The sequence below is a fragment of the Rathayibacter sp. AY1B8 genome (assembly GCF_002932775.1).
Classification (GTDB): Bacteria; Actinomycetota; Actinomycetes; order Actinomycetales; family Microbacteriaceae; genus Rathayibacter.
On the sequence record NZ_PSWJ01000022.1, the window covers coordinates 1 to 19,787 of the forward strand.

The following is a 19,787-nucleotide window of genomic DNA, read 5'->3' on the forward strand; positions in this document are numbered from 1 at the left end:
AGCCGACCCAGGAGCCGACGCCCGATCCCCCGGCTCCGGAGCCGGGGGATCGGGCGTCGGCTCCTGGGTCGGCTCGGGCGCACTGGTCGGCCGGGGAGCTGCGGGAGGCGCGGGGCGCGGGGGAGGAGCGAATCCGCTGCCCGGCTCCGGGACGAGCGGCTCGCGCGCCTCGATCACGGCGACGGCCAGCGGAGCGACCGCGGCTCCCGAGGCGAGAGCGCTCCGGAGCTGCTCGACCGCGTCGGTCAGCACCGCCCGCCGGGACGTCGATCCGCGACCGGAGGCGAGGGTCGACGTGGCGAGGCCGAGCACGCGCTCGGCCAGCGCCGTCCGCTGCTCCCCGGCCGCGGTCGTCGCGGTGGTGATGGCGTCGGCCGAGACTCCCTCGAGCGCTGCGTTCAGGGATCCGATCGCCACCAGCAGATCGGTGCGGGCCGCGCCCGCGACGGTGCCGTCGGTCGCGGTGAGGAGCGCGAGCGAGTCGTTCCGCAGCGCGAGGCCGGCCTCGCGCGCGGCGGTGTAGGCCGGGGGAGCGGCGACGTCGATGGACGTCTCCCGGAGAGTCGGGGTCGCCTGCGTGCCCTCCGCGGAGGGCGTGCATCCGGTGAGCGCGCCGGCGGCGACGAGCAGGGCGATCGCGGCCGTGGCGCCCCGGAGGAGCGGGCGCGCACCCCCGCGCCGCTCGGCTCGCCCTCGACTCCGCATCACTGCACCCTAATCGGGGGACGGCCGCCGTGGGCGCCGGTCAGCGGGGCGGTTCGCGCATCCGAGACCCGGGTCGGCCGCACCTCCGGGCCGCACCGGCGGCGCTCGACCGGTGGGAAGGGGGCCCGGCGCACGCCCGTCGAGGGCGGGGGACGGCGCGCGCGGAACGGCGGGGCGCCCGCCGCCGCGCCGCCTAGCATGGGGCGGGTGACCGACCAGCAGGAGCCTCCCGTCCGCCTCCGCCCCGAGATCCTGGCGCTCCCCGCCTACAAGCAGGGCCGCGCGGCCGCCGCCGACGCCTTCAAGCTCTCCTCCAACGAGAACCCGTTCGACCCGCTGCCCTCCGTGCTCGCGCGGGTCCGCGAGGTGGACGACTTCAACCGGTACCCGGACGCGGCGGCGACCGCCCTGCGCACAGCGCTCGCCGCGGAGTACGGCGTCCCGATCGAGGAGGTGATCGTCGGAGCCGGCTCCGTCGCGGTCATCGCCCAGCTCATCACCGCGGCGGCGGGCCCGGGCGACGAGGTCGTCTACGCCTGGCGCTCGTTCGAGGCGTACCCCTCGCTCGTCACGACCGCGGGCGCCACCAGCGTGCGCGTGCCGCTCCGCGCCGACGACACCCACGACCTCGACGCCATGGCTCAGGCCGTCACCGAGCGCACCCGCCTGCTGATCGTCTGCAGCCCCAACAACCCCACCGGCACCGTCGCCACCGCCGACGACGTCGAGGCGCTCCTCGAGCGCGTCCCGGGAGACGTCCTCGTGCTCCTCGACGAGGCGTACGCCGAGTTCGTCGACGACGAGCGGGCCGTGGACGGCACCCGCCTGCTCGGCCGCTACCCGAACCTCGTGATCGCCCGCACCTTCTCCAAGGCGTACGGCCTCGCCGGCCTCCGCGTCGGCTACGCGATCGGCCACGCGCGGATCCTCGACGCCGCCCGCTCCACCGCCATCCCGCTCTCGGTCACCCGGTTCGCCGAGACCGCGGCGGTCGCCTCCCTCGAGCACCGCGAGGAGCTCCTCGAGCGCGTCCACCGCATCACCCGCCTCCGCGACGACCTCTGGCGGGCGCTGCTCGACCAGGGCTGGACGATCCCGGAGTCGCAGGCGAACTTCCTCTGGTTCGACACCCGCGAGGACACGGCGCGGGCCGCCGAGGTCTTCGAGCGCGCCGGAGTCGTGGTCCGCGCGTTCCCGCCGGAGGGGATCCGCGTCTCCGTCGGCGAGGCGCGCTCTGTCGACAAGCTCCTCAGCGCGGCGGCCGAGATTGTGGCTTCCCTCCCCGAGGGCCACCCCGCGAGACGGATAGGTTAGTCGGGTGGTAGCCACCAGCACGGAGTCGCCGACTGTCCAGTTCCTCTCCGCGGACGGGCGGTTCTCGCCGACCCCCGCTGCCGAGCAGTACGCCTCCTACCTCGACGGGGTGGACGAGGCGCAGCACCGCTCCTTCTACCGCGAGATGGCGGTGGTCCGCCGCTTCGACACCGAGGCCGCGAACCTGCAGCGCCAGGGCCAGCTCGGACTGTGGGTCCCGAGCCACGGCCAGGAGGCGGCACAGGTCGGCTCCGCGTTCGCGATGCGCCCGCAGGACCACGTGTTCCCCTCCTACCGCGAGCACGTCGTCGGCAAGATCCGCGGCATCGACCTGCTCGGCGTCCTCGCGCTCCTGCGCGGCACGACGCACGGGGGCTGGGACCCGACCGACCCGACGAACGGGAACTTCCACCTCTACACGCTGGTGCTCGGCTCGCAGGCCCTGCACGCGACCGGCTACGCGATGGGCCTCACCCTCGACGGAGCGACGGGCACGGGCGACCCCGAGAAGGACGCGGCCGTCGTCGTCTACTTCGGCGACGGCGCCTCCAGCCAGGGCGACGTCAGCGAGGCGATGGTCTTCGCCGCGAGCTACCAGGCTCCCGAGGTCTTCTTCCTCCAGAACAACCACTACGCGATCTCGGTCCCCGTGGCCACGCAGTCGCGCAGCCCCCTCTACCTCCGCTCCTCCGGCTTCGGCATCCCCGGCGTGCAGATCGACGGCAACGACGTGCTCGCGAGCTACGCGGTCACCGCCAAGCACCTGCAGGACGCGCGCTCCGGCGGCGGTCCCCAGTTCATCGAGGCGCTGACGTACCGGATCGGCGCGCACACCTCGAGCGACGACCCGACGAAGTACCGCACCGACGACGAGCTCGCCTCGTGGGTCGCGAAGGACCCGATCACCCGCTTCGCCGCGTTCCTGCGGAGCGAGGGCGTGGAGCAGTCCTTCTTCGACGAGGTCGACGAGGAGGCGAAGGACTTCGCGTCCGACATCCGCCGCCGCCTCCTCGCCCTCGAGGTCCCGCCCACGGGCGTCATGTTCGACCACGTCTACTCGGAGCCGCACGTGCTCGTCGAGGAGCAGAAGGCGTGGCTGCAGCGCTACGAAGAATCGTTCGGAGGCGAGTGATGACGATCGACACCAGCACGACGGCCGCGCAGCCGCCCCTCACCGGGTCGCAGCTCGAGTCCATGTCCATGGCCAAGGCGCTCAACGCCGGCCTCCGCCGCGCGATGACGCAGGACGACCGCGTCCTCCTGATGGGCGAGGACATCGGCCCCCTGGGCGGCGTCTTCCGCATCACCGAGGGCCTGCACGCCGAGTTCGGGGCGAAGCGCGTGCTCGACACGCCGCTCGCCGAGTCCGGCATCGTCGGCACCGCGATCGGGCTCGCGATGCGCGGCTTCCGCCCGGTCTGCGAGATCCAGTTCGACGGGTTCATCTACCCGGCCTTCGACCAGATCACCTCGCAGCTGGCCAAGATGACCAATCGCCACGAGGGCGCGATCACCATGCCCGTCGTCATCCGCGTGCCCTACGGCGGGCACATCGGAGCGGTCGAGCACCACCAGGAGAGCAACGAGGCGTACTTCGCGCACACCGCGGGCCTGCGCGCGGTCAGCCCGTCGACTCCCAACGACGCCTACTGGATGATCCAGGAGGCCATCGCCTCGGACGACCCCGTCATGTTCTTCGAGCCCAAGAGCCGCTACTGGCCCAAGGGCGACGTCGACCTCAGCGGGTCCGCCGCGCCGCTGCACGCCAGCCGCGTCGTCCGCCAGGGCACCGAGGTCACGCTGGTCGGCTGGGGCCCGATGGTCGCCGTCCTCCTCCAGGCCGCCGAGCTCGCGGGCGAGGAGGGCACGAGCGTCGAGGTCGTCGACCTGCGCTCGCTCTCCCCGATCGACTGGGAGCCGCTGCTCGCGTCGGTCCGCAGGACCGGTCGGCTCGTCGTCGCGCAGGAGGCGTCCGCGAACGTGAGCCTCGGCTCCGAGATCGCGGCGACCGTCACCGAGCGCGCCTTCTTCTCGCTGGAGGCGCCGGTCCTCCGGGTCGCCGGCTTCGACACCCCCTTCCCGCCCGCCAAGGTCGAGAAGCTCTTCCTCCCCGACGTCGACCGCGTGCTCGAGGCCGTCGACCGCTCGCTCGCGTACTGACGCGCGCGACATCCGCCCGCACGAGCCCACAGGAGTCCCCCCGATGACAGAGCAGTTCCTCCTCCCCGACGTCGGCGAGGGCCTCACCGAGGCCGAGATCGTGGCCTGGAAGGTCAAGGTCGGCGACGAGGTGGCCGTCAACCAGGTCCTCGTCGAGATCGAGACCGCCAAGTCGCTCGTCGAGCTCCCCTCGCCGTTCAGCGGCACCGTGGTCGACGTGCTCGTCGACGAGGGCCAGACGGTCGACGTCGGCACCGCGATCATCACCGTCCAGGCCGGAGCCGGCTCGATCGGCTCCGAGGTGCCCGCGATCCCGGCCCACCCCGCGCAGGCCGCCGCTCCGCCCGCCCCATCCACCACCGAGCCGGGCGAGGGCTCTGGAGCCGCGCTCGTCGGCTACGGCACCGCCGGCGGACACGTCCAGACCCGCCGCCGCCGACCGGGCGCCACCGCCTCGGCCGCCGCGCCCGCCGCCCGCCCGACGGCCCCGGCCCGGCCCGCCTCCGTGCCGGCCGCCGCCGCGCTACCCGTCATCGCGAAGCCGCCGATCCGCAAGCTCGCGAAGGACCTCGACGTCGACCTCCTCGAGGTGCAGGCCACCGGCCTCGCCGGCGAGGTCACCCGCGACGACGTCATCCGCCACGCCTCCCAGGCCAGCGTCTTCCGCAACATCCAGACCCCCGCCTGGGGCGACGACCGCGAGGAGCGGATCCCCGTGCGCGGCGTCCGCAAGGCGATCGCCGCCGCGATGTCGACGAGCGCGTTCACCGCGCCCCACGTCAGCGTCTTCGTCGACGTCGACGCGACCCGCACCATGGAGTTCGTCAAGCGCCTCAAGAACTCGCCCGACTTCGCCGGCGTCAAGGTCTCGCCGCTGCTCATCATGGCCAAGGCCATCATCTGGGCCGTCCGCCGCAACCCCACCGTCAACTCCGCCTGGACCGACACCGAGATCGTCGTCCGCCACTACGTCAACCTCGGCATCGCCGCGGCCACCCCGCGCGGACTGCTCGTCCCCAACGTCAAGGACGCCCAGTCGATGAGCCTCCTCGAACTGGCCCAGGCCCTCGAGAAGCTCACCCTCGACGCCCGCGACGGCAAGACCACCGCCGCCGACATGCAGAACGGCACCATCACCATCACCAACATCGGCGTCTTCGGGATGGACACGGGCACCCCGATCCTGAACCCCGGCGAAGTCGCGATCATCGCCCTCGGCACGATCAAGCAGAAGCCCTGGGTCGTCGACGGCGAGGTCCGCCCCCGCTTCGTCACCACGGTCGGCGGCTCCTTCGACCACCGCGTCGTCGACGGCGACGTGGTCAGCCGCTTCGTCGCCGACGTCGCCAGCGTGCTGGAGGAACCGGCGCTGCTGCTCGACTGAGCGGATTCCTCCTTCGTCGTCATCCGCTCCGCGGTCGGCTGTACGAGGTGGGGGCGTGTCGTGGAGCGGGGAGCGTACCGCTACGGCGAATCGCTGGAACGCGATTCGGCGGTGAGCTGGGCGGTGCTCGATCGGGCGGATTCCTCCTTCGTCGTCATCCGCTCCGCGGTCGGCTGTACGAGGTGGGGCGTTTCGTGGAGCGGGGAGAGCGGGGGAACGGCAGCGGTCAGCGGGGGGCGACCGCGAAGGAGTGCAGGGCGAGGGCGTCGCTCAGGCGGGCGGCGACGCGGGCGCCGCGGACGCTGGTGCCCTGGGGGTCCAGCGGCGGGCTGACGACGGCGGCGCCGAGGCGACCGGGAGCGGAGAGGACGAGGGCGCCCGAGACGCTCGACTTGGCGGGGACGCCGACCGCGCGCATCCAGCGGCCCGAGCCGTCGTAGACGCCGCACGTCGCCATGACCGCGACCACGTCGCGGGCGACCGAGGCCGGCACGACCCGCTCGCCGGTCCCCGGGTGCACGCCGCCGAACGCGAGCGTCGCGCCCATCGCGGCCAGGTCGCGGACGTCGACCAGCACGGCGCACGCCCGGGCGTACGCGGAGACGGCGTCGTCGGCGCTGCGGTGCAGGGTGCCCTCCGCGCGCATCAGGTGCGCGAGGGCGTGGTTCCGGTCGCCGAGGAGGTGCTCGTCGGCGGCGACGCTCTCGTCGACGGAGAGCGGGCGGCCGGCGAAGGCGGAGAGGCCGCGGAGGATCCGCTCGCTCCGGCCGTCGGCGTCGCCCCCGTCGACCAGGGCGGCGGTCAGCAGCGCTCCCGCGTTGACCATCGGGTTCGGCGGACGCCCGGTGCCGCTCTCGAGCGTGAGGGCGTCGAAGGCCTCGCCGGTGGGCTCGATGCCGACGCGGTCGAGCGCGTCACCGCCGGTGTCGAGGAGCGCGAGCGCGAACAGGAACGGCTTCACGGCCGACTGGATGCTGAACCGCGACTCCGCGTCGGCGCTCGCGCGGACGGACCCGTCGGGCAGGACGAGCGCGATCGCGCACAGACCCGGGTCGGCGTCCGCGAGCGCGGGGATGCTGTCGTCGACCTCGCCCCCGTCGTCCGGCAGCACCTCCCGGCGCAGCGCCTCGAGGTCGAAGGCCAGGGGATCGGGGAGGGGGCTCATCCGTCCACTCTGTCAGGGCGGGGAGCCCGTCGCGTCCCGGGCCTCAGACGAGCCCGAACTCCGCGTCCAGCGCGTCCAGCTCCGCGGCGAACGACGCGCGCAGACTCTCCTTCTCGTCGGCGGGCAGCCAGGAGGCCTCCGCTCCGGTGAGCGCCATCTCGCGCAGCTGACCGGCGGTCGCGCCGATCGGGCCGGCGGCGAGGCGGTACTCGTCGGCGAGCGTGGTCGGGAACACCCCGGGATCGTCGGAGCAGGGCACGACCCGCAGTCCCGCGTCGAGCATCGCCCGGATGGACGAGCGCCGCCAGGGCCGCCAGGAGCGGCGCGAGGTCGTCGAGGCGACGGTGAACACGACGCCCTGCTCGCGGACGCGCTCGACGACGGCGGGGTCCTCGAGGACGAAGTAGCCGTGGTCGATCCGGTCGCAGCCCAGCAGATCGAGGCAGGTCGTCGTGTTGGCCGCGGTCGGGGCGTGCTCGGAGGAGTGGGCGGTCCGGCCCAGGCCGGCCTCTCCGGCGAGGCGGTAGGCGTCGGCGAAGCGCTCGGGCGGACCCGCCGTCTCGAGGTTGTCGAGCCCGATCCCCGCCACGTACTCGTGGGGGTGGCGGACGACCTCGCGGACCAGCTCGAGCGCCTCCTCCCCGCTGCGGCCCGCGGCCTGAGCCGGGACGGTTCCCGACGGGACCCGCGGGTCCGCGCGGCTCCGGGAGGCCGGACGCGGTCCCGCGGGTCGGACGCCGCTACGCCGTGAGCGCGACCGCCGTCCACGAGACGGGCGGGAGGGTCAGCGTCAGCACGCCGTCCTCGAGCGTCGCCGGGGCCTCGCGCAGGCGAACGCGGTTCTGGTCGTCACGCGTGTTCTTCGCGTAGGGGTCCTCGTCGAACAGGGCCACCGCCTCCGCGATGCTCGAGACTCCGAGGCCGCTGACGTCGACGGTGACCTCGATCGGCTCCGTCTGCGACCGGTTCACCAGGAAGACGGCCGCGCGGCCCTCGTCGACAGTGGCGACGGAGTCGATGAGCGGAGCGTCGCCGTGGCGGGCGGTCGAGTAGGTCCCCGCGTCGATCCGGGGGCGCAGCACCGAGCCGGAGGCCAGGCGCGCGGTGGTCGAGAACGGGAAGAACGTGGTCTGGCGCCACGCGGCTCCGCCCGGCTCGGTCATGATCGGCGCGATCACGTTGACGAGCTGCGCGAGGGAGGCGGAGGTGACCCGGTCGGAGTTCTTCAGCAGCGTGATCATCAAATTGCCGAGGACGACGGCGTCGGCGACGGAGTAGACGTCCTCGAGCAGGCGCGGGGCGTAGGCCCACTCGCGGGTGCTCTGGTCGCCCTCGGCGTCGGCCTTCTCCTTGGCCTGCCACTCCTCGAGGTACCAGACGTTCCACTCGTCGAAGGAGAGCTTGATGTCCTTCGTCTTCTTGAGCTTGAACTTCACGTGGTCCACCGTCGCTGCGACGGTGGCGATGAAGTACTCCATGTCGAGGGAGGAGGCGAGGAAGGAGCCGAGGTCTCCGTCGTACTCCTGGTAGTAGGCGTGGCACGAGACGTACTCGACGTCGTCGTACGCGTACTCGAGGACCACGCGCTCCCACTCGCCGAAGGTCGGCATCGACGAGCTCGACGAGCCGCAGACGACCAGCTCGAGCGAGGGGTCGGCGATCTTGAGGGCCTTGGCGGTGCGGGAGGCGAGCTTGCCGTAGTCGTCGGCGCTCATGTGGCCGACCTGCCAGGGGCCGTCCATCTCGTTCCCGAGGCACCACATGCGGATGTCGTAGGGCTCGGTCCCGCCGTTGGCGATGCGCTGGTCGGCGAGAGCGGTGCCGGCCGGCCCGTTGGCGTACTCGAGGACGTCGAGCGCCTCGAGGACGCCGCGGGTGCCGAGGTTGACGGCGTACATGATCTCGCTGCCGGTCAGCTCCGCCCACTTCGCGAAGTCGTCCAGCCCGACCTCGTTGGTCTCGAGCGAGTGCCAGGCCAGGTCGCGGCGGCGGGGGCGCTCGGAGCGCGGGCCGACGCCGTCCTCCCAGCGGTAGCCCGAGACGAAGTTGCCGCCGGGGTAGCGGATCGTCGTGGTGCCCAGCTCCTTGACCAGCTCGACCACGTCGAGGCGGAAGCCGTCCTCGTTCGAGGCGGGGTGGCCGGGCTCGTAGATGCCGTCGTACACGCAGCGGCCGAGGTGCTCGACGAACGAGCCGAAGAGGCGCGGAGTGACGGGGGCGACGACCGCGGCGGGGTCGAGGCTGATGCGCGCGGTGGCGGCGGGGGCGTCGGTCATGAGGGCCTTTCGGGCTTCGGGCTCCCGCAGCGGGCTCGGCGGCGAGCGGTCTTTCTAACGTTGTACACGATGGTCCGCCCCGGCTCGGCCGCTGTCAAGAGCGGCACCGGCCCCCTCCTGCCTCGCTGCTCGCCGCTGCCGACGGCGGCAGACCTTTTCGATCGTCGCGTCTCCCCGCCGCCGCTCAGCGCACCTGTGCTCGACTGGGCGGGTGCCCTCCTCCGATGCCGTCACCGACGCCTGCTCCGAGCTCGCCGACCGCGCCGACGCCCTCGCGGCGTCGCATCCCCGCCCGCGCGCGTTCCTCGCGGCCGTCGCGAAGGACGTCGCCGGCATCCGCAGCGCTCCGCTCGGCGCCCTCGACCTGGCGCACGGCGGCCGCAACCGGGTCCGGGGGAAGGGCTTCCGCCGCCCCTACGACGACGGCACCCGCGGCCAGGCCCGCCACTTCGCCGGCGTCGCGGGCGCCACGCTGTACCTCGGCGGCCCGCTCGCGCACCTGTTCCTCCGTACCGTCGGCGGCGACGTCCGCGGCTCGGCCGACGACCGGCTGACGACGCGGGCCGTGGAGTGGAGCCGGCTCCTCCGCCGCGGCGAGCTGGCCGTCGCGGACGCGGGCGCGTGGATCCGCCGCGAGATCTGCGGCAGCGGGACCTGCGCCTAGGCCCCGGCCGACGCCCGGCCGACCGGCGGGTCCTCCGCGATCGGACGGCCCGCGGTCGACTCCCGGGCGACCACGGTGAACGCCGCCTCGTGGAGCGTCCCCGGGCCGGTGCGGGTGCCCTCGATCCGGGCCTGCAGCACCTCGACCGCGGTCCGCGCGATCTCGTCGCGCCCCGAGTCCACGCTGGAGAGGCTGGGGGAGGAGTAGCCCGCCTCGTCGATGTCGTCGAAGCCGATCACCGCCACCTCCTCGGGGACGCGGACCCCCGCCTCCTGGAGCGCGCGGACCGCGCCGAGCGCGAGGGTGTCGTTGAGCGCGAACACGGCGTCGAAGTCGAGCCCGGAGGCGAGCACGCGGCGCATCGCCTCGGCGCCGCCGGAGCGCCGCCACGGGCCCGAGACGCCGATCATCCGCTCGTCGTAGGCGATACCGGCCTCGGCGAGCGCGGCGCGGTAGCCCTCGAGGCGGAGCGACGCCGAGCTGACAGCGGCGTCGGGGTGCGTCCCGAGCGCCACGATCCGGCGCCTTCCGGAGGCGAGCAGGTGCGCGGTGGCCGCGTGCGCCGCCGCAGTGTTCTGCATGGTGACGTGGTCGACCAGCCCGGTGAAGATCCGCTCGCCGAGCAGCACCAGGGGGAAGCCGACCGCGAGTGCGTCCTCGTCGGCGAGGCCCAGCGGGCTGAAGAGCAGGCCGTCGGTGAGCTGCCGGCGCTCGCTCGCCAGGACGCTCCGCTCGCGCTCGGGGTCGCCGCCGGTCTGCTCGATCAGCACCGTCAGGCCGCGCTCGTCGGCGGCGCGCATCACGCTGTCGGCGAGCTCGGCGAAGTAGGGGAGGCTCAGCTCCGGCAGGGCGAGGCCGATCACGCCGGTGCGGCCGCGGCGCAGGCTCCGCGCGGAGAGGTTGGGGCGGTAGCCCAGCTGCGCGATGGCCGCCTGCACCCGGGAGCGGGTGGCCGGGCGCACGTGCGGATAATCGTTGATCACGTTCGAGACGGTCTTGATCGAGACGTCGGCGGCGCGGGCGACGTCGTGCAGCGTGACGGCCACGGTCCTCCCTCCGCTCGGCCCTCACGCTACCCCGGGGCTCCGCTCCGGCCTGTCGCGGATCGACGCCGGGGCGGCGTGCGGGCGGAGCGCGCCGCCGGAGCAGGACGCGCCCCGCGGCCGATCAGGTGTACCAGCTGGGCTCGGGGACGGTGTCGAGCAGGGCGAAGACGCCGACCTCGCGGCGCTTGTAGGGCAGCGGATCGTGCAGGGAGTGGGTGCGGAGGTTCCGCCAGTAGAGGTCGAGTCCGACCGAGCTGGCGGAGGCGCGGGCGCCGGTCAGCTCGAAGACGCGGGTCGCCGTCGCGAGGCCGTCCTCCACGATCCGCGCCTTGGCCGCGGCGATCCGCACGGCGATCTCGCCGCGGCGCCGAGGCGTCAGCTCCTCGCGCGGAGCGTGCAGCGCGGCCGAGAGCGCGGCCCCCGTCGCGTCGATCAGCGCCTCGTCGGCCCAGAGCCGGGACTGCAGGTCGCCGTATCCCTCGAGCACGTACCACTCGTCGCCGGCGCGCTCCTTGTCGTCGCCGCCGTACGGCCAGGCCCGGGTGCGCTCGCGGGTGTACTGCGCCGCGCGCTCGAGCGCTCCCTGCGCGATGCCGAGGTAGAACTCGGCGAAGACCTGCTGGATGACGGGCACGTTGAGGGTGTTGTAGACGAGCGGACGGTAGACCTTGTCGACGAAGCCGGCCGCCGCCGCCCACGGCACGCGGACGCCGCGGATCTCGACGGAGCCGGACTCGGTGAGCCGCTGGCCGAGGCTGTCCCAGTCGCGGCCGAAGACGATCCCCTCCTGATCGGTGGGGACGATCGCGAAGAGGTGGGTGTCCGTCCCCTCGAGCACCCCCTCGAGCACGGTCAGGTCGCTGACCACGCCGCCGGTCGAGAACGACTTGCGGCCGGTGAAGACCAGCTCGTCGCCCTCCTCCCGCACGGTGAGGTCGGAGTCGCGCGGGTTCACCGCGCCTCCGTAGAGGAGGTCCCCCTCGGTCGCGAGCTGCTCCACCGCGATGATCTGCTCAGGGGTCCCCACGAGGCGGGCCGCCCAGGCCCAGAGGTAGTGGTAGCCGAGCAGCTGGCCGATCGAGCCGTCGCCGCGCGCGACGGTGCGGACGACGCGGAGGGCGGTGGTCCACTCCTGGGCGCCGCCGCCGTGCTCGGCGGGCCCGAGCAGCGTGACGAGGCCGGCCGCCTTGAGCAGGGCGACCTCGGCGAAGGGGGCGGCGCCGGCGCGGTCGCGCTCGAGGGCGTCGGTCGCGAGCACGACGGCGACCTCCTCGGCGCGGACGAGCCAGGCGTCAGGGGAGTCGGGCCGGGGTGCGGCCGACCAGTGCTCGGCGGCGGCGCCGATCGTCGTCGCGGCGTCGGCGCCGGCGGTCGTGGGTGCGGTGGTGGTCACGGTGTCCTCGTCTCGTCGGGGGGCGGTGTGCAGCGACTGTGCCAGGGGCGAGGTGTCCGGAGCGAGGCGCGTGTCGCCCCGTGTCCGCGTGTGTCCGCGGATGACCGGCGGGCGCCTCTGCACGATTTTGACAATCGTTATCAATAGCCGTTAGCGTGGGGGCACCCGCCCGGCCCCTGACCCAGATCGGCTCACCGTGAAGACCCGCCTCCTCGCCCTCACCGCCCTCCTCGGCGGCACCGCGCTCGCCCTGAGCGGCTGCTCCGGAGCGGGCAGCGCCTCCGACAGCTCCGCCGCCGCCGCCGCGGGCGGGCCCGTGAAGGTCGTCGCGTCGACGAACGTCTACGGCGACCTCGTCTCGAGCATCGGCGGCGACCTGGTCGAGGTGACCAGCATCATCGACAGCCCGGACAAGGACCCGCACGAGTACGAGGCCACCGCCCGCGACCAGCTCGCCGTGTCCGGCGCGACCCTCGTGATCGAGAACGGCGGCGGCTACGACCACTTCCTCGACACCATGATCAGCGCGGCCGGCACCGAGGCCCCCGTCATCACGGCGACCGTGATCGCCGGCCTGGAGGACGTCCACGACCACGCGGAGGAGGAGGAGTCGGAGGGCGGGCACGAGCACGCGGAGTTCAACGAGCACGTCTGGTACGACCTCTCGGTGATGAAGGAGGTCGCGGGGCGGATCGGCGACGAGCTCGCCGCGCTCGACCCCGACAACGCCTCCGCCTACTCCGCCAATCTCGCCACCCTCGACGAGGGGCTCGACGCCCTGATCGCCCGCGAGGGCGAGCTGAAGGGCACGCTCTCCGGCCGCTCCATCGCGATCACCGAGCCCGTCCCGCTGTACATGACCGATGCGCTCGGCCTGACCGACGCGACTCCCGAGGCCTTCAGCGAGGCGGTCGAGGAGGGCACCGACGTCCCCGCGACCACGCTCCAGGAGACGCTGGCGCTGTTCTCCGGCAAGGCCGTCGACGCGCTGATCTACAACGAGCAGACCGAGGGCGCGCAGACGGACGCGGTGCTCGACGCCGCGAAGGCCGCCGGGATCCCGGCCGTCCCCGTCACCGAGACGCTGCCCGAGGGCGACGACTACACCGGCTGGATGACCGCCAACCTCGACGCGATCGAGGGAGCCCTCTCCCAGTGAGCCACGACTCCCCGACCAGGCCCGTCTCCCCGGAGGCGGGCCCTTCGGCGTCCGTGCTGCGGCTGCGCGGCGCCGGCCTCCGCTTCGGCGACCGCGAGCTGTGGAGCGGCGTCGACCTCGACGTGCGCGCCGGCGAGTTCGTCGCGGTGCTCGGCGCGAACGGCTCCGGCAAGACGAGCCTCCTGCGCGCGGTGCTCGGCCAGCAGCAGCTGAGCGCGGGGGAGCTGCAGGTGCTCGGCGAGCCCGTGCACCGCGGCAACCGGCGCATCGGCTACATCCCGCAGCAGAAGCTCGCCGACGAGGGCACGCCGCTGCGCGCGCGCGATCTGCTCGGGCTCGGGATCGACGGCCACCGGTTCGGCCTGCCCCTGCCCTCCCGCTCCCGGCGCGCGGCCGTCGACGCGCTGCTCGAGGCCGTCGGCGCCACCGCCTTCGCCGACGCCCCCATCGGCAGCCTGTCCGGCGGCGAGCAGCAGCGCGTCCGCGTCGGCCAGGCGCTCGCGGGCGACCCGGCGCTCCTGCTCTGCGACGAGCCGCTGATCGCGCTCGACCTCGCCCACCAGCGGGCGGTCAGCGAGCTGATCGACCGGCACCGCCGCGAGCGGAACCTCGGCGTCCTCTTCGTCACGCACGACGTGAATCCGGTGCTCGGCATGGTGGACCGCGTGCTCTACCTCGCCGGCGGCCGGTTCCGGATCGGCACCCCCGACGAGGTCCTGCGCTCGGAGGTGCTCAGCGAGCTCTACGACGCACCCGTCGACGTGATCCGCGCCCGGGGCCGGGTCATCGTGGTCGGCGCCCCCGACCACTCGCACGTGCACGAGCACGAGGAGGGGCAGTCGTGACGGACGTCTGGTCGCAGATCTTCGACTTCTCGGACTACAGAGCGCTGCTGTCGCTGCTGATGAACTCGGTGATCGCCGGCGCGGTCCTCGGAGTGGTCGGCGGGCTCATCGGCGTCTTCGTGATGTCGCGCGACATGGCCTTCGCGGTCCACGGCATCAGCGAGCTCTCGTTCGCGGGGGCGTCCGCGGGGCTGCTGCTGGGCGTCGGCGTCGTCGAGGGATCGATCGTCGGCTCGCTGATCGCGGCCGTCCTGATCGGCGTGCTCGGCTCGCGCGCCCGCGACCGCAACTCGATCATCGCGGTGCTGATGCCCTTCGGACTCGGCATCGGCATCCTCTGCCTGGCCCTCTACCCGGGCCGCAGCGCGAACAAGTTCGGCCTGCTCACCGGGCAGATCGTCGCGGTCGACGACCCGCAGCTCGGGTGGCTGATCGGCATCTCGGTGGTCGTCCTCGTCGGTCTCGCGCTGATCTGGCGCCCCCTCACCTTCGCGAGCGTCGACGCCGACGTGGCGGCCGCGCGCGGCATCCCCACCCGGGCGCTCTCGATCGCGTTCATGCTCCTGCTCGGCCTCGCGGTCGCCGTCTCGGTGCAGATCGTCGGCTCGCTGCTCGTGCTCGCGATCCTGGTGACGCCGGCGGCCGCGGCGCTGCGACTGTCCGCCTCGCCGGTGGTCGTGCCGCTGCTGAGCGTGCTCTTCGCCGTCGGCGCGCTGGTGGGCGGCATCCTGCTCGCGCTGGGCGGATCGATCCCGATCAGCCCCTACGTGACGACGATCTCGTTCGCGATCTACGCGGTCTGCCGGATCATCGGCCGCAAGGGCGTCCGGCGCTCCCGGCTCGCCGTCGGCGGGGGGCGGTAGCGTGGCCCGGGTCGTGCGGAGTGGAGGTGGTCCAGTGGTCAAGCGCAACACGTGGCAGCGCGAGGCGGTGCGCGAGGCCCTCGGGCGTCGCGAGGACTTCGTCAGCGCCCAGGGCCTGCACAGTGCGCTGCACGCCTCCGGCTCGCCGATCGGGCTCGCGACGGTCTACCGCGCGCTCTCGGACCTGGCCGTGGAGGGCGAGGCCGACTCGCTGCAGTCGCCCGAGGGCGAGAGCCTCTACCGCGCCTGCACGCCGGGGACGCACCACCACCACCTGATCTGCCGCCGCTGCGGGCTGACGGTCGAGATCGCGGCCGACGAGGTCGAGGAGTGGGCGCGCTCGGTCGCGTCGCAGAACGGCTTCACGGACGCGCACCACGTCGTGGACGTCTTCGGGCTCTGCGCGGCCTGCACCGCGGAGCTCGCCGAGGCCTGACGCCGGTCCGGCCGGGAGCCCGTCCGCGGGCGCCCCTCGATCCTGGTCCGGCTCAGGCCGGGAGGAACACCCCGATCGACCGGTCCTTCACCACGGAGCCGGCGGGCAGCACCCGCCCGCTCATCGCGAGGTAGACGCCCGGCGGCAGCAGCTGCACGGCGGCCACCGCGGTGCCGAGGTTGAACGCGGCATCGCTGTCGAGCATCCGTGCGGGCTGCATCGCGCCGGTGAGGACGACCACCCGATCGCGGACGACGCCGAGGGCCTCGGCCGTCGCGGTCATCGTGTCGGTGCCGTGGGTGAGGACGATCCGGTCCTCCTCGGCGGCGAGCACCCGCTCGCGGATGAGGGCCCGATCGGCGTCGTCGAGCTCGAGGCTGTCCTTGGCGAGGACCTCCTCGACGCGGAACTCGAGCGTGGTGAGCACCGGGGCGAGCAGGCGCGGCACCATCGGGGCGCCGATCTCGAGCTCGCCCGCGAGCGAGTACTCCTTGTCGACGGTGCCACCGGTGGTGAGGACGAGGATGCGGTCAGTCACGCGATCAGACTAGGCGCCGCCTCCGACACCGGCACGTTCGTGCGCAGTGGCCGCGCCACGTCGGCGGCGGCGGCCCGCATCGGGAACGATGGAGCCATGACATCCTCCTCCCCCTCCCTCCTCCGCACCGGCGCCAAGGTGCTCCTCGGCTCCGCCCTCCTCTTCGCGGGGGTGAGCCACCTCACCCGCAAGCGGGAGGAGTTCCAGGCGCAGGTGCCCGAGTGGGTGCCGCTGGACAAGGACGCGGTCGTGCTCGCCTCGGGCGTGGTGGAGATCGGCCTGGGCGCCTCGCTGGTGCTCGCGCGCCGCCGGGCGCCGCTGGTCGGAGCCGCGGCCGCCGCCTTCTTCACCGCGATCTTCCCGGGCAACGTCTCGCAGTGGGTGACGCGGACGAGCGCCTTCGGGCTCGACACCGACCGCAAGCGCGCCGTGCGCCTCGCGTTCCAGCCGCTGCTGGTGGCGTGGGCGCTCTGGTCGACCCGTCGTCCGCGGGGCTGATCCCTCTCATCGGATACCGCTCGCCAGGCGGCACGACGCCGGCCGTGAGCGCGTGCCGCCCGCCTCGGAGGATCCTCCTCAGCCGCCGCCCTGCTGCGCCTCGGCCAGCAGCGGCGCGAGCAGCTCCTCGATCCGGCGCCGCGCCCCCTCGGCGTCGCCCGCGGCGATCGCCTCGACCAGCTCGGCGTGCTGGCGGGCGTGCACGTCCTCCTCGCCGACGACGTCCTCCTCCAGCACCGACTCGAACATGCCGGTGAGGCCGTCGTAGAGCTCGACGAACAGGTCGTTGTGGGTCGCGACGACGACGGCCCGGTGCAGCGCGGTGTCCGCGGCGATCCGCTCGGCGAGCTCCGGCGCCTCCCACGAGCGGGCCCGGCGGGCCAGCAGGGCACGGAGGGCGGCGACGTCCTCCCCGGTGCGGCGCTCGGCCGCCAGCGCGGCCGTCGCCCCGTCGATCGCGAACCGCAGCTCGAGGCCCTCCCGGCGGGCGGCGCTCGGGATGCGGCGGCGCAGCGACTCGGCGAGCTGTGAGCGCGCGGTGACGAACGTGCCGCGCCCCTGCTCCCGCCGCACGAGGCCCGCCTGCACGAGGGCCTGGACGGCCTCGCGGACGGAGTTGCGTCCGGCGCCGGTCCAGCGGGCGAGCTCGGCCTCCACCGGGATCCGCTCGCCGACGGCCCAGCGGCCGGAGCGGATCTCCTCGTGGAACAGCGCCGTGACGTGGTCGATCACGCTCTCGCGCTGGAACGGCGCCGCGGGGCTAGACTCGCCAGGATTCATCCCATCATCCTATCTCTCGGGGACTCCATGACCGCAGCACCGACGCTCCGCGCCACCGCCCTCCTGGCCCTCGCCGCCATCGCGATCACCGCGCTGAACCTCCGCACCGCCGTCACCGGCTTCAGCCCGCTGCTCGACACGATCGGCGCCGATCTCGGCTTCGGGCCCTCGCTCTACGGGGCGCTGGGGACGATCGTCACCGCCTCCTTCGCCGTCTTCGGCTTCGTCGCCGCGGCCGTCTCGCGCCGGATCGGCCTGGAGCGCACGCTCGCGATCGCGACGCTGGTGACCACACTGGGCATCGCCCTCCGCGCGCTCAGCCCGAGCCCGGTCGCTCTGGTGCTCTCGACCGTCGTCGCCTTCGCGGGCGTGGGCACCACGAACGTGCTCATCGTGCCGATCGTGAAGCGGTACTTCGCCGAGCGGATCAAGACGGTCAGCTCGCTCTACCTGGCGCTGCTGCAGGTGGGCCAGTTCGTCGCTCCGCTGGTCGCGGTGCCGCTGGCCTCGACAGCGGGGTGGCGCTGGGCGATCGGTATTTGGGCCGTGATGACGGCCGCGGCCTGCCTGCTCTGGGCGGCGCTCGCGGCCCGCGGAGGAGGCGGGGCGGCTCCGGCCGCCGCCGGCGGCCGCGTGGACGGGGCGTGGCGCACGCCGCTGCTCTGGGCGATGGTGCTGATGCTCGGGATGACCGGTCTGCACACCTACGGGATCATCACCTGGCTGCCGACGATCCTCGTCGACGCGGGCGCGGATCCGGCGCAGGGCGGGGCGCTGCTGGCGCTGTTCTCGGTGTTCGGCCTCGCCGCCGCCTTCGTGGTGCCGCCGCTGACTCTGGGGATGCGCAACCCGGTCGTGGTCGTGGTGGTGTGCTGCGTGCTGCTCGCCGTCGGCTACGCGGGCCTCGTCGTCGCTCCGCTGGAGGGTGCCGTGGCGTGGGTGGTCTGCCTCGGGCTCGGCGTCAGCACGTTCCCGATGACGCTGACGCTCGTGAACGCGCGGACGCGGACGACCACCGGCTCCTCGACCCTCTCCGGCGCCACGCAGGGGCTCGGCTACGGGCTCGCCTGCCTCGGTCCGCTGCTGATCGGCGTGCTCTACGAGGTGCAGGGGGACTGGGGCGGCGCGTACGCGCTGCTGTTCGCCGGAGTGGCGGTGCTGCTGGTCAGCGGGATCGTCGCGTGCCGTCCGCGGTTCCTCGAGGACGAGGCGGCGCTCCGCCGGGCCTGAGCGGCGGCGCTCAGCGCGACGCGGCCGGAGCGAGCGCGGAGACGATCCGCCCCAGCCCGAAGCGCCAGGCGCTCTCCACGTCGCCGCCGAGGGTGAAGGCGCCGGTGATCTCCATCCCGATGAACCCCGTCGCCCAGGCGGTCAGCGTGCGCGCCGCCTCGAGGGCGTCCTCCTCGCCCGCCAGCTGCGCGGTGAGGTCCAGCAGGCGGGCGCTCGCCGCGTCGCGGTACTCCTGGGCGGTGACGGGCGTGCCGGGAGCGGGGGCCATCACGAGGAGGAACGCGGCCGGCCGCTCGTGGCCGAAGGCGCGGAGGCGGTCGGCGAGCGCGGCGGCGTCCGGGGCGTCGGCGAGGCGGTCGGCGAGCACGGTCAGGGCGTCCGCGGCGACGAGGCGGATCAGCGTCTCGCGTCCCTCGACGCGCTTGTAGAGGGAGGGGGCGCGGACTCCGACGCTCTGTGCGACGGCCTGCATCGTGACCCCGGCGAGCCCGTCGCGCTCGAGGAGCTCGCCGGCGGCGCGCACGATCGCCTCGAGGGAGGTGCGGTCGGGAGTGGGCATGCGCCGAGTATAGCTATTGACAGTAGCCATGATGGCTAACTAGCGTAGCCATCATGGAACTCGGACCCCACCTGCGCCGCATCGGCACCGACATCGTCGCCGTCCACCTCGTCCACACCGACGAGGGCGTCACCCTCATCGACGCCGGCCTGCCCGGTCTCTGGCCGGAGCTCCTGGCCGAGCTGCGCGCGATGGGCCGCACCCTCGACGACGTGCGCGGCGTAGTGCTGACCCACGGCGACTCCGACCACGTGGGCTTCGCCGAGCGCCTGCGCCGCGACCACGGCGTGCCGGTCCACGTGCACGCCGCCGACGCCGAGCGGGCGAAGGGCGGGGCGAAGCCGAGGACCGCGACACCGCGGCTGCGCGTCCTGCCGCTCCTCGGCTTCGCGGCCTACGCGCTGCGGAAGGGCATCGCGACGGTCCCGCCGCTCACCGAGGTCGTCGAGGTGCACGACGGGCAGACGCTCGACCTGCCGGGCGCTCCCCGCGTGATCGCGCTCCCGGGCCACTCCCCGGGGAGCATCGCCGTGCACGTGCCGCTGGCCGACGCGGTCTTCGTCGGCGACGGGCTGACCACCCGCCACGTGCTCACCGGTCGCACAGGTCCGCAGCCCGCGCCCTTCACCGACGAGCCGGAGCAGGCGCTCGCGTCGCTCCGGGCGCTCCTGCCCACCGGGGCGCGCTGGGTGGTCCCGGGACACGGGGCGCCGTGGAGCGGCGGGATCGAGGCGGCGGTCCGGCTGGTCGAGAGCGCCTGAGGCACGGAGCC

Annotated in this window: 20 protein-coding genes and 1 pseudogene; 12 read left to right on the forward strand and 9 right to left on the reverse strand. The window is 73.8% G+C overall.

Annotation, left to right across the window (positions count from 1 at the left end; all coding sequences use genetic code 11):
- Positions 1 to 705 (reverse strand): annotated as a pseudogene (locus C5C63_RS17290) (hypothetical protein); the annotation flags it as partial.
- Positions 706 to 903: 198 nt separating this feature from the next.
- Between C5C63_RS17290 and hisC the strand changes: the two are divergent.
- From hisC to C5C63_RS12725, 4 genes are all read left to right on the forward strand, one after another.
- Positions 904 to 2,019 (forward strand): histidinol-phosphate transaminase, encoded by a 1,116-nt coding sequence (gene hisC / locus C5C63_RS12710; RefSeq protein WP_104226632.1) that lies wholly within the window; start codon positions 904 to 906, stop codon positions 2,017 to 2,019.
- Between the two features lie 4 nt (positions 2,020 to 2,023).
- Positions 2,024 to 3,151 (forward strand): thiamine pyrophosphate-dependent dehydrogenase E1 component subunit alpha, encoded by a 1,128-nt coding sequence (locus C5C63_RS12715; RefSeq protein WP_104226633.1) that lies wholly within the window; start codon positions 2,024 to 2,026, stop codon positions 3,149 to 3,151.
- Between the two features lie 62 nt (positions 3,152 to 3,213).
- Positions 3,214 to 4,179, forward strand: a complete 966-nt coding sequence (locus C5C63_RS12720; protein WP_181027250.1) for an alpha-ketoacid dehydrogenase subunit beta — start codon at positions 3,214 to 3,216, stop codon at positions 4,177 to 4,179.
- Between the two features lie 43 nt (positions 4,180 to 4,222).
- A complete protein-coding gene (locus C5C63_RS12725; RefSeq protein ID WP_104292763.1) occupies positions 4,223 to 5,563 on the forward strand; it encodes a dihydrolipoamide acetyltransferase family protein in 1,341 nt (446 codons plus the stop codon).
- Positions 5,564 to 5,789: 226 nt separating this feature from the next.
- On the opposite strand, the gene glsA is transcribed toward C5C63_RS12725, so the two are convergent.
- The 3 genes from glsA to C5C63_RS12740 form a co-directional block, all read right to left on the reverse strand.
- Positions 5,790 to 6,728 (reverse strand): glutaminase A, encoded by a 939-nt coding sequence (gene glsA, locus C5C63_RS12730; protein ID WP_104326179.1) that lies wholly within the window; start codon positions 6,726 to 6,728, stop codon positions 5,790 to 5,792.
- A 43-nt stretch (positions 6,729 to 6,771) separates the two neighbouring features.
- Entirely contained in the window at positions 6,772 to 7,353 is a 582-nt protein-coding gene (locus C5C63_RS12735; protein WP_104326180.1) for a hypothetical protein, read from the reverse strand.
- Between the two features lie 115 nt (positions 7,354 to 7,468).
- The gene (locus C5C63_RS12740; RefSeq protein ID WP_104326181.1) at positions 7,469 to 9,004 is read right to left on the reverse strand and encodes an alpha-N-arabinofuranosidase; all 1,536 of its coding nucleotides are present in this window, start codon (positions 9,002 to 9,004) and stop codon (positions 7,469 to 7,471) included.
- A 211-nt stretch (positions 9,005 to 9,215) separates the two neighbouring features.
- Here C5C63_RS12740 and C5C63_RS12745 point away from each other — a divergent pair, with 211 nt between their 5' ends.
- Positions 9,216 to 9,668 carry a hypothetical protein gene (locus C5C63_RS12745; protein ID WP_104224546.1) on the forward strand — a complete coding sequence of 151 codons (453 nt, stop codon included), beginning with the start codon at positions 9,216 to 9,218 and terminating at the stop codon, positions 9,666 to 9,668.
- Here C5C63_RS12745 and C5C63_RS12750 read toward each other — a convergent pair.
- Together C5C63_RS12750 and C5C63_RS12755 are read right to left on the reverse strand one after the other, a co-directional pair.
- On the reverse strand, positions 9,665 to 10,714 hold the full coding sequence (locus C5C63_RS12750) for a LacI family DNA-binding transcriptional regulator (protein WP_104224545.1): 1,050 nt from the start codon (positions 10,712 to 10,714) through the stop codon (positions 9,665 to 9,667). The genes C5C63_RS12745 and C5C63_RS12750 overlap by 4 nt on opposite strands.
- Positions 10,715 to 10,835: 121 nt before the next feature.
- Positions 10,836 to 12,107, reverse strand: a complete 1,272-nt coding sequence (locus tag C5C63_RS12755) for an acyl-CoA dehydrogenase family protein (protein ID WP_258065460.1) — start codon at positions 12,105 to 12,107, stop codon at positions 10,836 to 10,838.
- Positions 12,108 to 12,303: 196 nt separating this feature from the next.
- On the opposite strand from C5C63_RS12755, the gene C5C63_RS12760 reads away from it, so the two are divergent.
- The 4 genes from C5C63_RS12760 to C5C63_RS12775 are packed head-to-tail and all read left to right on the forward strand — an operon-like array spanning position 12,304 to position 15,410.
- Positions 12,304 to 13,266 (forward strand): metal ABC transporter solute-binding protein, Zn/Mn family, encoded by a 963-nt coding sequence (locus C5C63_RS12760; protein WP_104317335.1) that lies wholly within the window; start codon positions 12,304 to 12,306, stop codon positions 13,264 to 13,266.
- Entirely contained in the window at positions 13,263 to 14,111 is an 849-nt protein-coding gene (locus C5C63_RS12765; RefSeq protein WP_104227225.1) for a metal ABC transporter ATP-binding protein, read from the forward strand. Before C5C63_RS12760 ends, C5C63_RS12765 begins: the two co-directional genes overlap by 4 nt.
- 59 nt (positions 14,112 to 14,170) lie before the next feature.
- Positions 14,171 to 14,974 (forward strand): metal ABC transporter permease, encoded by an 804-nt coding sequence (locus C5C63_RS12770; RefSeq protein WP_104224551.1) that lies wholly within the window; start codon positions 14,171 to 14,173, stop codon positions 14,972 to 14,974.
- 34 nt (positions 14,975 to 15,008) lie between these two features.
- A complete protein-coding gene (locus tag C5C63_RS12775) occupies positions 15,009 to 15,410 on the forward strand; it encodes a Fur family transcriptional regulator (protein WP_104238381.1) in 402 nt (133 codons plus the stop codon).
- 52 nt (positions 15,411 to 15,462) lie between these two features.
- Here C5C63_RS12775 and C5C63_RS12780 read toward each other — a convergent pair whose 3' ends face one another.
- Complete coding sequence (locus C5C63_RS12780; RefSeq protein WP_104224541.1) at positions 15,463 to 15,948, reverse strand: asparaginase domain-containing protein; 486 nt, start codon at positions 15,946 to 15,948, stop codon at positions 15,463 to 15,465.
- A gap of 96 nt (positions 15,949 to 16,044) precedes the next feature.
- Here C5C63_RS12780 and C5C63_RS12785 point away from each other — a divergent pair, with 96 nt between their 5' ends.
- A complete protein-coding gene (locus C5C63_RS12785; protein ID WP_104224540.1) occupies positions 16,045 to 16,446 on the forward strand; it encodes a hypothetical protein in 402 nt (133 codons plus the stop codon).
- A gap of 78 nt (positions 16,447 to 16,524) precedes the next feature.
- On the opposite strand, the gene C5C63_RS12790 is transcribed toward C5C63_RS12785, so the two are convergent.
- Positions 16,525 to 17,226 carry a FadR/GntR family transcriptional regulator gene (locus tag C5C63_RS12790; protein ID WP_104292768.1) on the reverse strand — a complete coding sequence of 234 codons (702 nt, stop codon included), beginning with the start codon at positions 17,224 to 17,226 and terminating at the stop codon, positions 16,525 to 16,527.
- 27 nt (positions 17,227 to 17,253) lie between these two features.
- Here C5C63_RS12790 and C5C63_RS12795 point away from each other — a divergent pair, with 27 nt between their 5' ends.
- Positions 17,254 to 18,456: an MFS transporter gene (locus C5C63_RS12795; protein ID WP_104267832.1), complete on the forward strand. Its 1,203-nt coding sequence runs from the start codon at positions 17,254 to 17,256 to the stop codon at positions 18,454 to 18,456.
- 10 nt (positions 18,457 to 18,466) lie between these two features.
- On the opposite strand, the gene C5C63_RS12800 is transcribed toward C5C63_RS12795, so the two are convergent.
- The gene (locus C5C63_RS12800) at positions 18,467 to 19,015 is read right to left on the reverse strand and encodes a TetR/AcrR family transcriptional regulator (RefSeq protein ID WP_104267833.1); all 549 of its coding nucleotides are present in this window, start codon (positions 19,013 to 19,015) and stop codon (positions 18,467 to 18,469) included.
- Positions 19,016 to 19,068: 53 nt separating this feature from the next.
- Here C5C63_RS12800 and C5C63_RS12805 point away from each other — a divergent pair, with 53 nt between their 5' ends.
- Positions 19,069 to 19,776, forward strand: a complete 708-nt coding sequence (locus tag C5C63_RS12805) for an MBL fold metallo-hydrolase (RefSeq protein ID WP_104251043.1) — start codon at positions 19,069 to 19,071, stop codon at positions 19,774 to 19,776.
- The last annotated feature ends 11 nt before the right edge of the window (positions 19,777 to 19,787 follow it).

Coding starts and splice junctions, on each gene's coding strand:
- C5C63_RS12800 (WP_104267833.1), bottom strand. CDS start 19,015: ATGCCCACTCCCGACCGCACCTCCCTCGAGGCGATCGTGCGCGCCGCC.
- C5C63_RS12805 (WP_104251043.1), top strand. CDS start 19,069: ATGGAACTCGGACCCCACCTGCGCCGCATCGGCACCGACATCGTCGCC.
- C5C63_RS12785 (WP_104224540.1), top strand. CDS start 16,045: ATGACATCCTCCTCCCCCTCCCTCCTCCGCACCGGCGCCAAGGTGCTC.
- C5C63_RS12795 (WP_104267832.1), top strand. CDS start 17,254: ATGACCGCAGCACCGACGCTCCGCGCCACCGCCCTCCTGGCCCTCGCC.
- C5C63_RS12790 (WP_104292768.1), bottom strand. CDS start 17,226: ATGAATCCTGGCGAGTCTAGCCCCGCGGCGCCGTTCCAGCGCGAGAGC.
- C5C63_RS12770 (WP_104224551.1), top strand. CDS start 14,171: ATGAACTCGGTGATCGCCGGCGCGGTCCTCGGAGTGGTCGGCGGGCTC.
- glsA (WP_104326179.1), bottom strand. CDS start 6,728: ATGAGCCCCCTCCCCGATCCCCTGGCCTTCGACCTCGAGGCGCTGCGC.
- C5C63_RS12720 (WP_181027250.1), top strand. CDS start 3,214: ATGTCCATGGCCAAGGCGCTCAACGCCGGCCTCCGCCGCGCGATGACG.
- C5C63_RS12725 (WP_104292763.1), top strand. CDS start 4,223: ATGACAGAGCAGTTCCTCCTCCCCGACGTCGGCGAGGGCCTCACCGAG.
- C5C63_RS12740 (WP_104326181.1), bottom strand. CDS start 9,004: ATGACCGACGCCCCCGCCGCCACCGCGCGCATCAGCCTCGACCCCGCC.
- hisC (WP_104226632.1), top strand. CDS start 904: ATGGGGCGGGTGACCGACCAGCAGGAGCCTCCCGTCCGCCTCCGCCCC.